Raw genomic sequence first — 16,783 nt, forward strand, 5'->3', positions numbered from 1 at the left:
TCACCGAGCAAGTTTTTCCTTGCCAAGTTCGTTCCCGCGCGCCTAGCCTGACTTTAACAGGGACAATTCGCGCGCTTTCTACGCCGCATCGAGGGCGCGCACCCCAACGGGGAAATTCAAGTAAGGCGGCAGGCTTTTCACCATGAACATCACCTTTCTTCTGAACGGAGAGAGCGTAGACCTGAGCGACGTGGACCCCACGGTCACGCTGTTGGACTGGTTGCGCGAAACCCGCGGACTTAAGGGCACCAAGGAAGGGTGCAACGAAGGCGACTGCGGCGCCTGTACAGTCATGGTACAGGACGAAGGTGGCGCGCGCTCTCTGAACGCCTGCATCCTTTTCCTGCCGCAACTGCAAGGCAAGGCGATCCGCACGGTCGAGGGCCTTGCCGCCCCCGATGGCACACTGCATCCAGTGCAACAGGCCATGATCGAGCATCACGGCTCGCAATGCGGGTTCTGCACACCGGGCTTCGTCGTCTCCATGGCCACCGCCCATCTGAACGGCGCGACGAATTTCGATGATGCCCTCGCAGGAAACCTGTGCCGGTGCACCGGCTACGCGCCGATCATCCGCGCCGCCAAGGCTGCCAAGGATCACCCTGTTCCCGACCATTTGAAAGCCGACCAGTCTTTCACTGGTCAGAAAATATCCTCGGGGGGTCCGGGGGGCGGAAAGCCCCCCGGGTTCCACACACCCGAAACCTCGGAAGAACTTGCCGAGCTCACAGCCCGCCACCCCGACGCCACCCTGATCGCTGGGGCGACGGATGTCGGCCTCTGGGTCACCAAACAATTGCGCGATCTGGGCGAAGTCATCTTCCTGAACCGCTGCAAAGACCTGCAACAAATCGACGAGACCGATGACGCCTTCCGCATTGGCGCAGGTGTCACGATGGACCGCGTTCATGCCCTGATACAGGATGCCTACCCGTCTTACGCCGAAATGATCCGCCGCTATGGCTCGACCCAGGTGCGCAACGCGGCGACCCTCGGTGGCAATATCGCGAACGGCTCGCCCATCGGGGACAACCCGCCAGCCCTGATCGCCCTTGGCGCCACCTTGCACCTGCGCTACCGCGAAACCCGGCGCGAAATGCCGCTTGAGGATTTCTTTATCGACTACGGCAAACAAGACCGCCACCCCGGCGAGTTCGTAGAGGCCGTGACCATCCCAAAGGGGCTGGACCGGTTGAAAGTCTACAAGCTGTCAAAACGCTTCGATCAAGACATCTCGGCGGTTTGTGGCGCCTTCAATGTCACCGTCGTTGACGGGAAGGTGGCCGCTGCTCGTATCGCCTTTGGCGGTATGGCCGGCACTCCCAAGCGGGCACGCGCGGTGGAAACCGCCATCACCGGAAAGCCTTGGAACGACGACACTCTGGTCGCCGCATGGGACGCATGGGAAGACGATTTCATGCCGCTTTCAGACATGCGCGCCAGCGCGCAGTATCGGCTGAGCGCGGCCCGCAATATGTTGTCTCGCGCTCTACTTGAAGACCTCGGCGCCGCGACCTCGGTTCTACAGGTGCAGCCATGAGTGTTTCCAAACCCCTGCCCCACGACGCCGCGCGCCTGCATGTTACCGGCGCGGCCCGCTATATCGACGATATCCCTGCCCCGGCGGACGCCCTGCACCTGGCCTTTGGTCTGGCACAGATCGCAGCGGGCCGGATCACCTCGATCGACCTTGACCCGGTGCGCAACGCACCCGGCGTGCTGAAGGTCTGGGAGGCCGCCGATCTGCCATCAGAGTGCGACTGCTCACCCTCTGCGCATGATGAGCCGATGTTGTCTGGCCATACGATCAAATACCTCGGTCAGCCGGTCTTTTTGGTGGCAGCCACCAGCCACCTCGCCGCCCGCCGCGCCGCGCGGCTGGCCAAGATCGACTACCAGACCCGCGACGCCATCCTGACCATCGACGAAGCCATGGATGCCGGCAGCAGCTTTGGCGCACCGCGCATCTGGAAACGCGGCGATGCTGGCGAGGCGATCGACACCGCGCCCAATGTGGTCGAAGGGCAGATCACCATGGGCGGGCAAGAGCATTTCTACCTCGAAGGCCAATGCGCCATGGCCCTGCCGCAAGAAGGCGGGGACATGCTGGTGCACAGCTCGACCCAGCACCCGACCGAGATCCAGCACAAGGTCGCCCATGCGCTGCACATCCCGATGCACGCGGTGCGGGTGGAAACCCGCCGCATGGGCGGCGGCTTTGGCGGAAAGGAAAGTCAGGGTAACGCTCTGGCCATCGCCTGCGCCGTGGTCGCGGCACAAACTGGGTGCCCGGCGCGCATGCGCTATGATCGCGACGACGATTTCATGATCACCGGCAAACGCCATGATTTCCGCATCGAATACCGCGCGGGCTATGATGACGAAGGCCGCGTGACTGGTATCGAGTTCGTGCAACTGGCACGCTGCGGCTGGGCCCAGGATCTATCCCATCCGGTTGCCGACCGCGCCATGCTGCATGCAGACAACGCCTATTGGCTGCCGCATGTACGGATCGAAAGCCACCGTTTGAAAACCAACACCCAAAGCGCCACGGCCTATCGCGGCTTTGGCGGCCCTCAGGGCATGCTGGGGATCGAACGGGTGATGGATCACATTGCCTTTGAACTGGGCCGCGACCCGTTGGAGGTTCGGCGGGCGAATTACTATGCCGCTGCCGGTGAAGGGGGGCCAGCCCCCCGTCCTGCGGACTCCCCCCGGGATATTTCAGGACCAGTGAAGTTGGGCAGCGGTGCGGAAGATGCTGACCTGACCTCGCGCGGGGCACAGGGTGTGGTGCCAGAAGGCGTGGTCGAAACCGCGCCCGACGATGTGCAATCCACGCCTTATGGGCAACCTGTGACAGATTTCATTCTGCACGAGATGACTCAAACGCTGAGCGAGAGCGCCGAATATCAGGCCCGCCGCACGACTGTGGCCGAGTGGAACGCCGCCAACCCTGTGCTCAAACGAGGGATCGCTTTGACGCCGGTGAAGTTCGGGATTTCCTTTACGCTGACGCATCTCAATCAGGCCGGCGCCTTGGTGCATGTCTATCAGGACGGCTCGATCGCCATGAACCATGGCGGCACGGAGATGGGACAAGGGTTGTTTCAGAAAGTGGCGCAGGTTGCGGCATCCGAGTTCGGCGTTGCGATCGACGCCGTCAAGATCACTGCGACCGACACCGCGAAGGTCCCCAATACCTCTGCCACGGCGGCATCGTCCGGGTCGGACCTGAACGGCATGGCGGTCAAGGCGGCCTGCCAGACGATCCGAGGGCGAATGGCCGACCATCTGGCGCAGTGTTTCGGTGACGACCCGCAGGACGTTGAGTTCAAGGACGGGATCGTTCTGGTCGGCGGCAACAAGCTGCCCTTCGCCGAAGCCGCCAAGCTGTGTTACGAGAGCCGGATCAGCCTGTCGTCGACCGGCTTTTACAAAACGCCCAAGGTCGAGTGGAACTCTGAACTCGGACAAGGGCGCCCGTTTTTCTACTTTGCCTATGGTGTCAGTTGCTCGGAGGTGGTGATCGACACGCTGACCGGGGAATACCGCATCCTGCGCAGCGATATTCTGCATGATTGCGGCACCTCACTGAACCCGGCATTGGACAAGGGGCAGATCGAGGGCGGTTTTGTTCAGGGCGCAGGCTGGCTGACCACCGAGGAGTTGGTCTGGGACGCGGATGGACGCCTGCGCACCCACGCGCCTTCAACCTACAAGATCCCGGCCTGTTCCGACCGACCCGACGTTTTCAATGTGGACCTGTGGGAACAGCGCAATCGCGAAGAGACGATCTATCGCTCCAAGGCGGTGGGTGAGCCGCCGTTCATGCACGGCATTTCGGTGCTCATAGCCCTTTCCGATGCGGTTGCGGCCTGCGGTCCGGGTTACCCGTCGCTGGATGCGCCTGCGACGCCCGAGGCCATCCTACGGGCCGTGCGAAAGATGCGCAATGAGCTTTGATCTGGCCACCCTGCGCGACGCCATCGCGCGCCACGGGTGCGTGGCCCGTGTGGTGGTGGCCGGGGTTTCGGGCAGCGCCCCGCGCGAGGTTGGCGCCTCCATGCTGGTCTGGCGCGAGAGCCCCGGGGCCTATGGGCAAAGCGGCACCATTGGCGGCGGCGCCTTGGAGTTGGATGCCGCTATGCGCGCTTTTGAACGTGCGGGCGCCAGTCGCCATGCCTTGGGGCCGGATATGGGGCAATGCTGCGGCGGAGCGGTGACGCTGTGGACCGAGCAGTTTGATCGCGCTGCCTTGGAGCGGCTCGAAGGGCAGGCGATCATTGCGCGTGGCCCCGGCGACATGCCACTTGCGGTCCATCGTATGCTGTCCAAGGCGCGTGGACTGGGCGAAGGCCTTGCGCCGCAACTGGCAGGCGGCTGGATGGTTGAGCCGATCACCCGCCCCACCCGAGACTTGTGGATTTGGGGCGCGGGCCATGTCGGCCGGGCTTTGGTCGATACACTGTCGCCGTTGCCCGAGATCGCGATCACGTGGCTGGACACCGCCCCCGACCGCTTTCCTGATGAGACTCCGGCAAGCGTGACGGCGATCCCAGCCACGCAGCCGCAGGCCTTGGTTCCCCACGCTCCAGAAACCGCCGAGCACCTGATCCTGACCTATTCTCATGCGCTTGATCTGGAGCTTTGTCATGCCGTTCTGAACCATGGGTTCGGCTTTTGCGGGTTGATCGGGTCGAAGACGAAATGGGCACGCTTTCGCAACCGATTGGCCAAACTGGGCCACACAATTGATGAAATAGACCGCATCTGCTGCCCAATTGGGCAGAAATCTCTGGGCAAACACCCCTCGGCCATTGCCATCGGCGTCGCCGCACAGCTACTAAAACTGCAAAAAAGGAACGGGGACACGTGTCAGACATCCTTCTTGGCATCCGGGGCCTGACCAAGGCCTATCCCGGGGTGGTGGCGAATGACGACGTGTCCTTCGACATCCGCAAAGGCGAGATTCATGCTCTTTTGGGCGAAAACGGCGCGGGAAAATCCACGCTGGTCAAGATGATCTATGGCCTCGTTTCGCCCGACAAGGGCGGCATGGACTTGGACGGTGCAAGTTTCGCGCCCTCGAAACCTTCCGAAGCGCGGCAAAGCGGCGTGGCCATGGTCTTCCAGCACTTTTCGCTATTCGATGCCTTGGACGTGGCCGAAAACGTCGCGCTTGGTATGGAGAACCCGCCACCGATGCGGGATCTGTCCAAGCGCATCCGCGAGGTGTCGGAACTGTACGGCCTGCCGCTTGACCCGTCGCGCACCGTCGGCACGCTGTCAGCCGGAGAGCGGCAGAGGGTGGAGATCATCCGCTGCTTGCTGCAAAACCCGCGCCTTCTGATCATGGATGAGCCAACCAGCGTCTTGACGCCGCAAGAGGTGGATATCCTCTTTGAGACCCTGCTCAAGCTGAAGGCCGAAGGCACCTCGATCCTCTATATCTCGCACAAGCTCGAAGAAATCCGGGCGATCTGCGATCACGCCACGATCCTGCGGCTGGGGAAAAAGGTGGCCACCTGCACGCCGTCTGAAACCTCGGCGCGCGAGCTGGCCGAACTGATGGTCGGCAGCAGCTTTGCCTCGCCCGTGGCACGCAAAAGCGCCCTTGGCGACGTGCTGCTGCAAGCCAAGGGCCTGAGCCTGCCCGCCCCCGGCGCCTTTGGCACCCCCCTGCGGGACATCTCGTTCGAAGTGCGCGCGGGCGAAGTTCTGGGCATCGGCGGTGTCGCCGGGAACGGACAGGACGAACTGCTTGCCGCTCTTTCGGGCGAGCGGACCTCGGCCCCCGGGACCGTGCAACTCAGGGGACAAGACATCAGTCAAAGCGGCCCGATCGCGCGCCGCGAAGCAGGCCTTTTGTCTGCGCCCGAAGAACGCCTTGGCCACGCGGCCGCCCCCGACATGAGCCTGATCGAAAACGGCGTCCTGACGGCAGCCCGGCGTCGCAACCTACTGAACGGCGGCATGATCAACTGGGCCAAGGCGCGGGCCTTTTCCGAAGAGGTGATCGAACGTTTTGACGTACGCACCCCTAGCCCGCGCACCGCGGCGCGGGCGCTTTCGGGCGGCAACCTGCAAAAATACGTTGTTGGACGCGAGATCCTGCAAGACCCTGACGTGCTGATTGTGAACCAGCCGACATGGGGCGTGGACGCCGCCGCGGCGGCTGCGATCCGGCAGGCGCTTTTGGATCTTGCCGGAAAAGACGCGGCGATCATCGTGATCTCTCAGGACCTTGATGAACTTCTGGAAATATCGGACCGCTTTTGTGCCTTGAACGAAGGGCGCCTGTCGGCGGCGCGCGCGGTAACGGAGCTCGACATGGAGCAGATCGGCCTGATGATGGGCGGCGCGCATGACATGGAGGTGGCCCATGTGGATGCCTGATCCAAGCCCCATGTCAGGGGCGCTGAAAGGCGCAGACCGAGGTTCGAAGTCCTCTGGAAAGCGGCTGGGGCATCAGCACCGGGCAACTTCTGTCTTTGGCAATTGTTCAATTCCGACCACGGCGCGCGTATCGCAGGAGAGGCTATCATGATCCGGCTCGACAAGCGCCCGCAGCCGTCGCGGCTTTGGACGGCAATCACGCCTGTTTTCGCGGTCCTTCTGACCATGCTGGTCGGCGGGCTGATGTTCGCCTCGCTCGGCACCGATCCGTTCGAGGCGATCCGCACGATCTTTTGGGATCCGCTGTTTCATCCGCAATTCGCCGCCTTCTCGCGCCCGCAACTGTTGGTCAAGGCAGCGCCGCTGATCCTGATCGCCATTGGTTTGTCGATCGGCTTCAAGGCCGGGATCTGGAACATCGGCGCTGAAGGGCAGTACATCATGGGCGCGATTTGCGGCGCCGGGGCGGGGCTGGCCCTGTACCCCTCGGAAAGCGTGCTGATTTTCCCGCTGATGATCGTTGCGGGCGCTTTGGGTGGCTGGGCCTGGGCGATGATCCCGGCGCTGCTCAAGACACGGTTCAGGACCAACGAAATCCTTGTCTCGCTGATGCTGGTCTATGTAGCCGAGAATATTCTGGCCTCCGTTTCCTCGGGACTGTTGCGCAATCCCGAAGGCATGGGTTTTCCCGGATCGCGCAATTTCAAACAGTGGGACGCCGCCCATAACGCCGAGATTTTTGCCAATACGGGCATGCATTGGGGTGTGGTCTTTGCCCTCATGGCGGTGATTGCTGCCTATGTCCTGATGGCGCGGCACATTCAGGGGTTCAACATCCGATTGACCGGCGAAGCGCCGCGCGCCGCCCGGTTTTCCGGCGTAGACCCGGTGCGGATCGTGGTCCTGTGCCTTGGCATCTCGGGGACGCTGGCGGGAATGGCCGGGCTGTTCGAGGTGTCCGGACCCGCGGGCCAGATCAGTATCGACTTCAATTCCGGCTATGGGTTTACCGCTATTATCGTCGCCTTTCTTGGCCGGTTGCACCCGGTGGGCATCTTGCTGGCAGGGTTGCTCATGGCGCTGACGTATATCGGCGGCGAACTCGCCCAACTGATGCTCGGCCTGCCCGGAGCCTCGATCCAGTTGTTTCAGGGGATGCTGCTGTTCTTCCTGCTGGCGACGGACGTCTTTACCAATTACCGCCTGCGCATTGGGCACAGGGAGGCTGCGTAATGGATCTGAGCTCAATCAACCCTATCCTTCTGATCGCCTCGATCATGGTGTCTGCCACGCCGATCCTTCTGGCCGCCATCGGAGAGATGGTGGTGGAGAAATCCGGCGTGCTCAACCTTGGTGTCGAGGGCATGATGATCACCGGTGCGGTGGTCGGCTTTGCCGTGGCCGTCAACACCGGCAGCCCCGGTCTGGGCTTTGTGGCCGCCGCCCTCGCCTCGGCTTTGCTGAGCCTTTCGTTCGGCTTCCTGACCCAATACCTGCTGTCCAATCAGGTCGCCACCGGCCTGGGTCTGACGCTGGTCGGGCTGGGCCTGTCCAGCCTGATCGGCAAACCCTATGAAGGGATGAAATCCGTTACCCTGCCGAAACTGCACATTCCGCTGCTGTCGGATATCCCGGTGCTGGGGCGGATGCTCTTTTCGCATGACATCATGGTTTATCTGTCGCTGGCCCTGGTGGTCTGCGTCTGGGCCTTTCTCAAATACACCCGCGCAGGGCTGATCCTGCGCGCGGTTGGCGAAAGCCACGACAGCGCCCATGCGCTTGGCTACAAGGTTGTGTGGGTGCGCCTGATGGCAATCGTCTTTGGTGGTGCCTGCGCGGGCCTTGGCGGCGCGTATCTTTCGCTGGTGCGGGTCCCGCAGTGGACCGAGGGCATGACAGCCGGCGCTGGCTGGATCGCGCTGGCCATCGTGGTCTTTGCAAGCTGGCGCGCCGGGCGCGTGGCCGTCGGCGCTTACCTTTTCGGCGGCGTCACCGTGCTGCAACTCAACCTTCAGGCGGCCGGGGCAAATGTACCTGTCGCCCTCTTGTCCGCATCACCCTATCTGATAACGATCCTTGTGCTCGTCATCATCTCGGCCCGGGGGGCGCATGGTGCGCCTGCCTCCCTTGGTCGGGCTTTCCATGCCTCAAGCTGAGGCCAAACAAACCACCACCCAACTCAACAGGGGAACCTACATGCTCAGAAGAACACTGCTCACCACTGCCGCGATGGCGCTTGGCCTTGGCACCGCTGCCTTTGCCGAAAGCCATGGCGACCCCGTCACAGCCGGTTTCATTTATGTCGGCCCGGTCGGCGATGGCGGCTGGACCTACGAGCACAACCAGGGCCGTCTGGCCGTGGAAGAGCACTTTGGCGACAAGGTCAAAACCATTTATCAGGAAAGCGTCCCCGAAGGCGCTGACGCTGAACGCGCGATCACCCAGATGGCCCTTTCCGGTGCAGACATCATCTTTACCACCTCGTTCGGCTATATGGACCCGACGCTGGCCGTGGCCGAAAAGTTCCCGAACGTGAAGTTCGAGCACGCCACCGGGTTCAAGCGCGCTGAAAACGTCGGCACCTACAGCGCCCGTTTCTACGAAGGTCGCGCCATTCAGGGCCATATCGCAGGTTCGATGACCAAGACCAACAAGATCGGTTATATCGCCTCCTTCCCGATCCCCGAGGTCATCCGCGGTATCAACAGCGCCTATATCCACGCCAAAAAGGTCAACCCGGACGTCGAGTTCAAGATCATCTGGGCCTACACCTGGTTCGACCCCGCGAAAGAGGCCGACGCCGCCAAGGCGCTGATCGAACAGGGTTGTGACGTGGTGCTGCAGCACACCGACTCCACCGCGCCGCAGGCCGCTGCCGCCGAAGCAGGCAATGTGATCACCTTTGGGCAAGCATCGGACATGTCCGAATACGCCCCCAGCCCGCGCGTCTCGGCGATCATCGACAACTGGAAGCCGTACTACATCAAGCGCATTCAGGCGGTCATGGACGGCACCTGGGAAAGCGATGACACCTGGGATGGCATCGGCCCCGGCATGGTCGGCATCGGTGAAATCACCGACGCGGTTCCTGAAAACGTCAAGGCCGAGGCGCTGGCGTTGAAAGAGCAGATCGGCTCGGGCGCGTATCACCCCTTCACCGGGCCGCTCAACAAGGCCGATGGCTCGGTCTGGTTGGCCGAAGGTGAGACAGCCGATGACGGCACGCTGGCCGGGATGAACTTTTACGTCGAAGGCATCGACGCGGAAATCCCGAACTAAGCCGCGCGCATCACATCCTGTTGGGCCTCGCATCGACTTGGCCCAGTCAAAAGCCCCGCTTCGCGCGGGGCTTTTTCATATGCGTCATCACTTTGGCCGAGGCACCGAACCTGCATCCCCGGGGGTGTTGGACCAATCAGCCACTCTTTGCCGAACGCCAAGAAAGCCCCAAGGAATCAATCCAGTCTCTCTTGCTTAACCTGTATTCCGCATGCTTTATGCTGCCATAAGGGGTGTTTTACATCAGCGTATGGCAGCAAGGAAGATTTCATGTCCAAAGATGTTTTTTCATTAGATATCAACGATTCCGGCTTTTTCTGGAACGATGCCTACCTGAACCGCATGAACAATCGCGCGCAGCGGATATTTTCCTTTGATCCGGCCCTGATCCAAGACGCACGCGTGCTCGATATCGGCGCGCGCTATGGCTTTTGGTCGTGGGCCGCGCATCAGTTGGGTGCCGCGGAAACCGTTGGCATCGAGGGCCGTCAGGAAAGCGCCAATCGCGGTGACAAACTGATGGCGCCGTATAAACATGACTACCTGATCGGCAACGCCTTTGACATCATGCCCAAGCTCGCGGATCAAGGGCAGACCTTTGACGTGATGCTGAACCTTGGCTTCTATTACCACATCTACGACCACTACGGCATGCTCAAGCTTATGGACGCGCTCAAGCCCAAGGTGATTGTCATCGACAGCGAAATCGATGACAGCGACGAACCCGTGGTCCGCATCCGCAAGGAAAAGACCTGGGAGCCGAACAACGCCATCGCCGAGGTTGAAGGCCAGGAGTTTTCGGCTGTCGGCAATGCCAGCCGCGGCACGATCAAGCTCTTGGCAGAGTGTTTCAACTACAACGTGCAATGGTGCGATTGGTCCAATCTGAGCAACACCGAAGAATGCGCTGACTACGTCAACCGCCAGCGGTTCACCTGTCTTCTGACCAAGGACAGCAACGCCTGAAACCGTCAGGTCTGCTCTATTGCAGCTTGCGCGGCCGGACCGACATCTGCCCATAGATCTGGCACCCCAGCGTCACCTGAAGCGCGTCCACCAAATCCTCGACCGTTTCGGCGGACAGATATTGCCCGCCGGTCCTGTCAGCCAGACAACGTGCGACGCTGACCACCGTGCTTTCGGCTTTGTCTTCCCAACTGAAATGGGAACTTCTCACTTTGAAGCCTATGACGTGCACGGTCAGGTCCGCGCCGTCCGCCGCCAGTTCCGCAGCAAGCTGACAGGGCTCTCCGCCACAAGTTTCATCCCCGTCCGTGATCAGCACAATCGCCCCCGGCTCGCTGCGGTACTCAAGCGTTTCTGCGGCCAGTCGCACGCCTTCGGTCAGGGGGGTGCCGCCAACCGGAAGCAGGGCATCGACTTCGGCGGTGATACGCGGAGCCGCGTCCCATTGCGGGCCAAAACGCAATTCGGTGTTGCGGCAGGTGCGATCACCCCCCGGACCATAGATCACAAGGCCAAGCCGCCGTATCGAAGCAATCCGTGGCAGAACATCATGCAGGGCTTGGCGCGCCTCGGAAATCCGCGGGACGCCGATTTTGTTAAAGCCCATTTCCGCCATGCTGCCAGATCCGTCAAAGACGATCATGGCATCTTCGGTGCAGCTTTCTCCGGCTTGTCCAACCGGGGGCATAATCCCCAGCACGACAGCGGCGATCACGGTCAGGGCGCGCATGGATTTGCCTTTCCCAAGAACGGTGTCACAGATCGCCATTGCAATTTTCCCACCTCGTGCCACTCTGCCCAACATGACAAAGCTTAGCACAATTTCCGGCAATACGCCCCCGCCCTTCGCCTTTGGTGCCATGCAATTCGGCGGCAAAGCCGACGAAGCCCAAAGCCGCGCCATGTATGACGCCTGCCGCGGGGCGGGCATTGGCTTTTTCGACACGGCCCATGCCTATACCGAGGGCGCCTCCGAGACGCTCTTGGGCAAGTTCGCCGCCGCCGAGCGCAACGATCTGATCATCGCCACCAAAGCAAGTTACAGCGGCGGAGCATCGCGCAGCAACATTCTGGCCTCGTTCGATGAAAGCCGAAAGCGGCTGGGCATGGATGTGGTCGATTTGCTGTATATGCACCGTTGGGACGATGGCACGCCGCTTGAGGAAACCTTTGAAACGCTGGCCGAATTGCAGTCCAAGGGCGCGATCCGCTATATCGGGGTGTCCAACTATGCCGCCTGGCAGGTGATGAAGGCGCAGGCCGTGGCCGCCGGGTTCGGCACCCGGATAGACGTCATCCAGCCGATGTACAATTTGGTCAAGCGACAGGCCGAGGTCGAGATTTTGCCGATGTGCGCCAGCGAAGACATTCTGCCGGTGCCTTACTCGCCGCTTGGCGGAGGGCTTCTGACCGGGAAATACGCTGCCGGCGAGGCCGGGCGCCTGACCGAAAATGACATGTACTCCAAGCGCTACGGCGTGCCCGCGATGCACCAGACCGCCCGTGATCTGGCAGCTTTGGCGGCGGACCTTGGCACCGATCCGGCGACGCTGGCCGTGGCTTGGGTCGCACGCCATCCGGCGGGCCCTGTGCCGATCCTGTCAGCCAGCTCCGCGCCGCAGCTGGCCCCTTCGCTGGCCGGGATGGGCTATGCCCTGGACGACGCGCTTTATGCCCGTATCTCGGCACTCAGCCCTACACCGCCCCCGGCAACGGACCGGTTGGAAGAAGCATAACCTGCGGGCGTTCAGCGCCAGTTGACCACCTCGGGCAGCGCGGCCCGGTTCGTGCGGAAATTGTTGGCCGGGTGGTCCATGTCAGCATAGCCGAAGGATATCCCGACCAGCACGTCGTGGTCATCGGGGACGGCGAACCAGTCGCGCATGAAGGGTGAATAGCTGGCAACGGCAGCTTGCGGGACCGCGCCAATACCGCGCGCCTCGAACGCCAGAAGCACCGCCGTCAGAAAAGCGCCGCAATCCAGCACGCCATAGGTGCCAAGCTTCTTGGGCGTGGTGATCAGGATGAAATGCGGCGCTCCGAAAAAGCGAAAATTCTCGCGCATTTGCGCTGCCGAGGCTGCGCGGTCGCCCTTGGTCACGCCGACAGCATCATAAAGCTGCCAGCCGCATTCGCGGCGACGATCCTTGTAGGCGCCCTCATAGGCCTCGGGGAAGGGGATGTCGGGGCAGTGGCTGGCTTCGGTCACATGCTGAAACAGAGCGGCGCGCAAACGCTCGGTTTCCTCGGCGCCGCAGGCGTGCACCTGCCAGGGCTGCGAGTTGCACCACGACGGCACATGCTGAGCATCGGCCAAGGCGGCATCGACCACGTCGCGCGGGACAGGGCCCGGTAAAAACGCGCGACAGGAAAAGCGGCGGCGCAACAGCGCGCCGAATGCATCGGTTTCAGATTGGATCATAACAGGCCTTTGTCTTTCAAGTCTTGCAGGATCGCGGCGCTGTCCTGTCCCTTTGCGGGACTTGGGCGCGGGGTATGGGTGTAGTTGTCAAACCGTGGCGCCAAAGCAGGAGAGCGCGGGCCATCCGCCCAGATGCCACGGGCGGACAAATGCGGATCCTGTTGCGCCTCATCGGGCGACAGGACCGGTACAACACAAGCGTCGCTTTGCGCAAAAAGCCCGGCCCAGTGATCGCGGGGCTTTGCGGCAAAGATCCCGGCAAGGCGCGCGGTCAAAACCGACCAGTGCGCTGGGTCAAACTGATTTGCAAAGCCCTCGTCCTTGGACAGGCCCAACTGCTCCAGAAATAGTGCGTAGAACTTCGGCTCGAGGCATTGGACCGAGATGTGCCGCCCATCGGCACAGGTATAACAGCGCGACCAGTGCGGCCCATCCAGCAGCGACTGCCCCCGCACCGAGGTCGAGAATTGCCCCCCGATGGAAAGCAGGAGCGCCATCATATGGCTGGCGCCGTCGACAATGGCCGCATCAACCACGCAGCCTTGCCCGCTCTGGCGCGCCTTGAGCAATCCAGCCAGCATCCCGACCGCCAGATACATCGCACCTGCACCGATATCCCCCAGCATGGTAGGCGGCACGAAAGGCGGCTCGGCTTGCCCGGCATAGAACAGCGCACCGCTGAGGGCGAGGTAGTTCAAGTCATGACCTGCTTGCTTTGCGCGCGGGCCGTCCTGCCCCCAGCCGGTCATCCTGCCGTAGACCAAGGCCGGGTTCAGCGCGTGGGCCTGCGCTGGCCCAAGGCCAAGCCGCTCCATCACGCCGGGGCGCAGGCCTTCGGTCAGGCCATCAGCCGACCGGATCAGGGCCTGCGCTATCCCGAGATCTCTTGCGGATTTGAGATCCAGCGTGATCGAGCGTTTCCCACGGTCGAGCAGGTTATGGTCTTGTTTGGCAGGGTTTTCGCCGCCCGACTTGCGGTGCACCACGATGACTTCGGCGCCAAGGTCAGCCAGCAGCATACCCGCGAAAGGTGCGGGGCCAAGCGCTTCGAATTCGATGATGCGGGTGCCTTGCAGCATTGTCTCTCCTTTGGCGGCAGGAAAGCCCATGCGGGGCCGGAATGGAAGAGGTGTTGCGCCGCGTGCCGCGTCGCCCGGGGGCGCTGGCCTGACGGCCAGCGCGAGGGGCGTTGCCCCTCTGCCGCCCGCCGGGCGTCATTCACCCCAGGATATTTTCGGGACCAATGAACCTTGGACGTTTCCCTTTCGTTCCGGGATGGCTATGTCTTGGTCATGATTGAATTGCCGCGCTCTTTGCAAGATTGGTTCACCGCTCGTGGCTGGGCCATGCACCCACACCAAAAGGCGATGTTGCAACGGGCAAGTGCGCCCGCGCTATTGCTGATTGCACCGACGGGGGGCGGCAAGACGCTGGCAGGGTTTCTGCCAACTTTGAGCGAGTTGGCCGATGCGCCGAGATCCGGCTTGCACACGCTGTATGTCTCGCCGCTCAAGGCATTGGCGGCGGATATCCGGCGCAATCTGAGCATCCCGATCGAGGAGGCCAGATTGCCCATTCGCGTCGAAGACCGCACCGGCGACACTCCGTACAGCCGCAAGCGCCGCCAACGGGCGGATCCGCCGCATATCCTGCTGACGACGCCGGAGAGTCTGGCGCTTTTGACCAGCTACGAAGACGCGCCACGAATGTTCGCCGGGTTGAGCCGCGTGGTGGTGGACGAAATCCACGCCCTGAGTGAAAGCAAGCGGGGCGATCAGCTGATGCTGGCTTTGGCGCGGCTGAACCAGATCTGTCCCGGTTTGCGGCGGGTCGGATTGTCCGCCACTGTCGAAGACCCGGGCGCCGTCGCGTCCTTTCTGGCGCGTCACCCGGACAGTTGCGAGATTGTCGAGGCGGACCCGGGGCCGGATCCGGATATCTCGATGCTGACGGTGGATGCTGCGCCGCCATGGTCCGGCGGCGGGGCGGCCTATGCGATCCCTGCCGTTCTGGAACAGGTCAAACGCCACCGCACGACCCTGATCTTTCACAACACCCGCGCACAGGCTGAAATCTTTTTCCGAAACCTTTGGCTCGCCAATGACGAAGGCCTGCCGATTGGCATCCATCATGGCTCGCTCGATCGGGGGCAGCGTGAAAAGGTCGAAGCCGCGATGGTGGCGGGGCAATTGCGCGCCATCGTCTGCACCGGCAGCCTTGATTTGGGGATCGACTGGGGAGATGTCGATCTGGTCATTCAGGTTGGCGCGCCAAAGAACGTCAAGCGGTTGGTGCAGCGGATCGGGCGGGCGAACCATCGCTACAACGCGCCCTCCAAGGCGCTGCTGGTGCCTGCGAACCGTTTTGAAGTGGTTGAATGCCTTGCCGCGCTCGAGGCGGTTCGGGCACATGATCTGGATGGTGATCCACGTGGGCCGGGGCCGCGCGACGTGCTGTGCCAACATATACTGATTGCCGCCTGTTCGGGACCGTTCGACGCCAACGGCCTGTTCGAGGAGATGCGCAGCGCCGGCCCCTATGCTGCCCTGACCCGGGCACAGTTTGACGATTGCCTGTCGTTCTGCGCCACTGGCGGATACGCCCTGCGCGCCTATGATCAGTGGCAGCGGCTTTTGCAGCGCCCCGACGGGCTTTGGCAGCTGCGCGACCCGCGTTCAGCCGCGCGCATCCGGCAGAACATCGGCACAATCCAGGACACCGACACGCTCAAGGTGCGGTGGCGCGGGCGCGGCGGTGCGCCGTTGGGCGAGGTCGAGGAAGGCTTTGCCGCCTCGCTGACGCCGGGTGATACCTTTTTGATCGGCGGGCAGGTCGTGCGTTATGAAGGACTGCGCGAACTGGTGGTGCAGGTCAGCCGGGACCCCGGGCGCAAACCGAAGATCGCCACCTTCAATGGCACCAAATTCGCCACCTCCACGCAGTTGAGCCAGCGCATTCTGCGGATGTTCCAAAGCGGCGACTGGTCAGACCTGCCCGGACATACGGCGCAATGGCTGGAGTTGCAGCGCGGCATCTCTCGCCTGCCAGAACCGGGGCGGTTGTTGATCGAAACCTATCCGCATGATGGCCGCCAACAGATGGTGGTTTACGGCTTTGCCGGGCGCAACGCTCAGCAGACGCTCGGGCTGATCCTGACCAAACGCATGGAGGAGATGGGACTGGCGCCCATGGGCTTTGTCTCGACCGATTACGCGACTCTGATCTGGGGGCTCGACGCGGTGGGTAATCCGGCGGCCCTGTTCGATATCGCCGCGCTTGAGGCCGGTCTTGAGGGGTGGCTCGCGGGCAACGCCGTGATGAAACGCACGTTCCGCGCCTCGGCCACCATCGCAGGGCTGATCGAGCGTCAGTTGGGCGGGCAGCGCAAAAGCGGCCGACAGGCGACCATGTCGTCGGACATCCTTTATGACACGCTGCTCAAATACGACCCGGACCACCTGCTGATGCAGATCACCCGCGAAGAGGCAATGCGCGGGCTGGTGGATTTCGGACGCATCCGCGAAATGTGCCAACGCGTCGGCAACCGAATCGATCATGTTCGCCTGAACCGGATCACACCTTTGTCGGCCCCCTTGTTCCTTGAGCCGGGCCGTGTCCCGGTGCACGGCGGCGCGGATGAGCGGTTGCTCGAGGAAGAGGTGACACGGCTGTTGCAGGAAAGCGGGCTTGCCAATGTTCCGGCGTGATAACTCCAGC

13 protein-coding genes are annotated in these 16,783 nt (G+C 62.4%); 10 read left to right on the top strand and 3 right to left on the bottom strand.

Translation table 11 applies throughout. The features are described from left to right. The first annotated feature begins 142 nt into the window (after nucleotides 1-142). The 8 genes from xdhA to ACOYQJ_RS14415 all read left to right on the top strand — a co-directional run bounded on the left by xdhA (nucleotide 143) and on the right by ACOYQJ_RS14415 (nucleotide 10,644). Entirely contained in the window at nucleotides 143-1,540 is a 1,398-nt protein-coding gene (xdhA, locus tag ACOYQJ_RS14380; RefSeq protein WP_422906724.1) for a xanthine dehydrogenase small subunit, read from the top strand. Next, nucleotides 1,537-3,966, top strand: coding sequence for a xanthine dehydrogenase molybdopterin binding subunit (xdhB, locus tag ACOYQJ_RS14385; protein WP_422906725.1), 2,430 nt, complete (start codon nucleotides 1,537-1,539; stop codon nucleotides 3,964-3,966). The genes xdhA and xdhB overlap by 4 nt, the downstream gene beginning before the upstream one ends. Beyond that, the gene (gene xdhC / locus ACOYQJ_RS14390) at nucleotides 3,956-4,909 is read left to right on the top strand and encodes a xanthine dehydrogenase accessory protein XdhC (RefSeq protein WP_422906726.1); all 954 of its coding nucleotides are present in this window, start codon (nucleotides 3,956-3,958) and stop codon (nucleotides 4,907-4,909) included. Before xdhB ends, xdhC begins: the two co-directional genes overlap by 11 nt. Next, nucleotides 4,876-6,399: an ABC transporter ATP-binding protein gene (locus ACOYQJ_RS14395; RefSeq protein ID WP_422906727.1), complete on the top strand. Its 1,524-nt coding sequence runs from the start codon at nucleotides 4,876-4,878 to the stop codon at nucleotides 6,397-6,399. The genes xdhC and ACOYQJ_RS14395 overlap by 34 nt, the downstream gene beginning before the upstream one ends. A gap of 147 nt (nucleotides 6,400-6,546) precedes the next feature. Beyond that, nucleotides 6,547-7,632, top strand: coding sequence for an ABC transporter permease (locus tag ACOYQJ_RS14400; protein ID WP_422906728.1), 1,086 nt, complete (start codon nucleotides 6,547-6,549; stop codon nucleotides 7,630-7,632). Further along, on the top strand, nucleotides 7,632-8,555 hold the full coding sequence (locus ACOYQJ_RS14405; RefSeq protein WP_422906729.1) for an ABC transporter permease: 924 nt from the start codon (nucleotides 7,632-7,634) through the stop codon (nucleotides 8,553-8,555). Before ACOYQJ_RS14400 ends, ACOYQJ_RS14405 begins: the two co-directional genes overlap by 1 nt. A gap of 40 nt (nucleotides 8,556-8,595) precedes the next feature. Continuing rightward, entirely contained in the window at nucleotides 8,596-9,678 is a 1,083-nt protein-coding gene (locus ACOYQJ_RS14410; protein ID WP_422906730.1) for a BMP family ABC transporter substrate-binding protein, read from the top strand. Nucleotides 9,679-9,948: 270 nt separating this feature from the next. Further along, nucleotides 9,949-10,644: a class I SAM-dependent methyltransferase gene (locus ACOYQJ_RS14415; protein ID WP_422906731.1), complete on the top strand. Its 696-nt coding sequence runs from the start codon at nucleotides 9,949-9,951 to the stop codon at nucleotides 10,642-10,644. Between the two features lie 16 nt (nucleotides 10,645-10,660). Here the strand turns inward: ACOYQJ_RS14415 and ACOYQJ_RS14420 are convergent, their stop codons facing one another. Beyond that, nucleotides 10,661-11,413 (bottom strand): vWA domain-containing protein, encoded by a 753-nt coding sequence (locus tag ACOYQJ_RS14420; RefSeq protein WP_422906732.1) that lies wholly within the window; start codon nucleotides 11,411-11,413, stop codon nucleotides 10,661-10,663. Nucleotides 11,414-11,447: 34 nt separating this feature from the next. Between ACOYQJ_RS14420 and ACOYQJ_RS14425 the strand changes: the two genes are divergently transcribed. Next, nucleotides 11,448-12,380: an aldo/keto reductase gene (locus ACOYQJ_RS14425; protein ID WP_422906733.1), complete on the top strand. Its 933-nt coding sequence runs from the start codon at nucleotides 11,448-11,450 to the stop codon at nucleotides 12,378-12,380. A gap of 11 nt (nucleotides 12,381-12,391) precedes the next feature. Here ACOYQJ_RS14425 and ACOYQJ_RS14430 read toward each other — a convergent pair whose 3' ends face one another. Together ACOYQJ_RS14430 and ACOYQJ_RS14435 are read right to left on the bottom strand one after the other, a co-directional pair. Continuing rightward, the gene (locus tag ACOYQJ_RS14430; RefSeq protein WP_422906734.1) at nucleotides 12,392-13,066 is read right to left on the bottom strand and encodes a nitroreductase; all 675 of its coding nucleotides are present in this window, start codon (nucleotides 13,064-13,066) and stop codon (nucleotides 12,392-12,394) included. Continuing rightward, the gene (locus ACOYQJ_RS14435) at nucleotides 13,063-14,145 is read right to left on the bottom strand and encodes a CaiB/BaiF CoA transferase family protein (protein ID WP_422906735.1); all 1,083 of its coding nucleotides are present in this window, start codon (nucleotides 14,143-14,145) and stop codon (nucleotides 13,063-13,065) included. Before ACOYQJ_RS14435 ends, ACOYQJ_RS14430 begins: the two co-directional genes overlap by 4 nt. Nucleotides 14,146-14,358: 213 nt before the next feature. Between ACOYQJ_RS14435 and ACOYQJ_RS14440 the strand changes: the two genes are divergently transcribed. Next, on the top strand, nucleotides 14,359-16,773 hold the full coding sequence (locus tag ACOYQJ_RS14440) for a ligase-associated DNA damage response DEXH box helicase (RefSeq protein WP_422906880.1): 2,415 nt from the start codon (nucleotides 14,359-14,361) through the stop codon (nucleotides 16,771-16,773). Nucleotides 16,774-16,783: the final 10 nt, after the last annotated feature.

Source organism: Pacificoceanicola algae (assembly GCF_049341065.1).
Lineage (GTDB): Bacteria > Pseudomonadota > Alphaproteobacteria > Rhodobacterales > Rhodobacteraceae > Pacificoceanicola.

What these genes read in the sequence shown, in the direction of transcription:
- xdhA (WP_422906724.1), top strand. Translation starts at nt 143, where the DNA reads ATGAACATCACCTTTCTTCTGAACGGAGAGAGCGTAGACCTGAGCGAC.
- xdhB (WP_422906725.1), top strand. Translation starts at nt 1,537, where the DNA reads ATGAGTGTTTCCAAACCCCTGCCCCACGACGCCGCGCGCCTGCATGTT.
- xdhC (WP_422906726.1), top strand. Translation starts at nt 3,956, where the DNA reads ATGAGCTTTGATCTGGCCACCCTGCGCGACGCCATCGCGCGCCACGGG.
- ACOYQJ_RS14400 (WP_422906728.1), top strand. Translation starts at nt 6,547, where the DNA reads ATGATCCGGCTCGACAAGCGCCCGCAGCCGTCGCGGCTTTGGACGGCA.
- ACOYQJ_RS14405 (WP_422906729.1), top strand. Translation starts at nt 7,632, where the DNA reads ATGGATCTGAGCTCAATCAACCCTATCCTTCTGATCGCCTCGATCATG.
- ACOYQJ_RS14410 (WP_422906730.1), top strand. Translation starts at nt 8,596, where the DNA reads ATGCTCAGAAGAACACTGCTCACCACTGCCGCGATGGCGCTTGGCCTT.
- ACOYQJ_RS14415 (WP_422906731.1), top strand. Translation starts at nt 9,949, where the DNA reads ATGTCCAAAGATGTTTTTTCATTAGATATCAACGATTCCGGCTTTTTC.
- ACOYQJ_RS14420 (WP_422906732.1), bottom strand. Translation starts at nt 11,413, where the DNA reads ATGGCGATCTGTGACACCGTTCTTGGGAAAGGCAAATCCATGCGCGCC.
- ACOYQJ_RS14425 (WP_422906733.1), top strand. Translation starts at nt 11,448, where the DNA reads ATGACAAAGCTTAGCACAATTTCCGGCAATACGCCCCCGCCCTTCGCC.
- ACOYQJ_RS14430 (WP_422906734.1), bottom strand. Translation starts at nt 13,066, where the DNA reads ATGATCCAATCTGAAACCGATGCATTCGGCGCGCTGTTGCGCCGCCGC.
- ACOYQJ_RS14435 (WP_422906735.1), bottom strand. Translation starts at nt 14,145, where the DNA reads ATGCTGCAAGGCACCCGCATCATCGAATTCGAAGCGCTTGGCCCCGCA.
- ACOYQJ_RS14440 (WP_422906880.1), top strand. Translation starts at nt 14,359, where the DNA reads ATGATTGAATTGCCGCGCTCTTTGCAAGATTGGTTCACCGCTCGTGGC.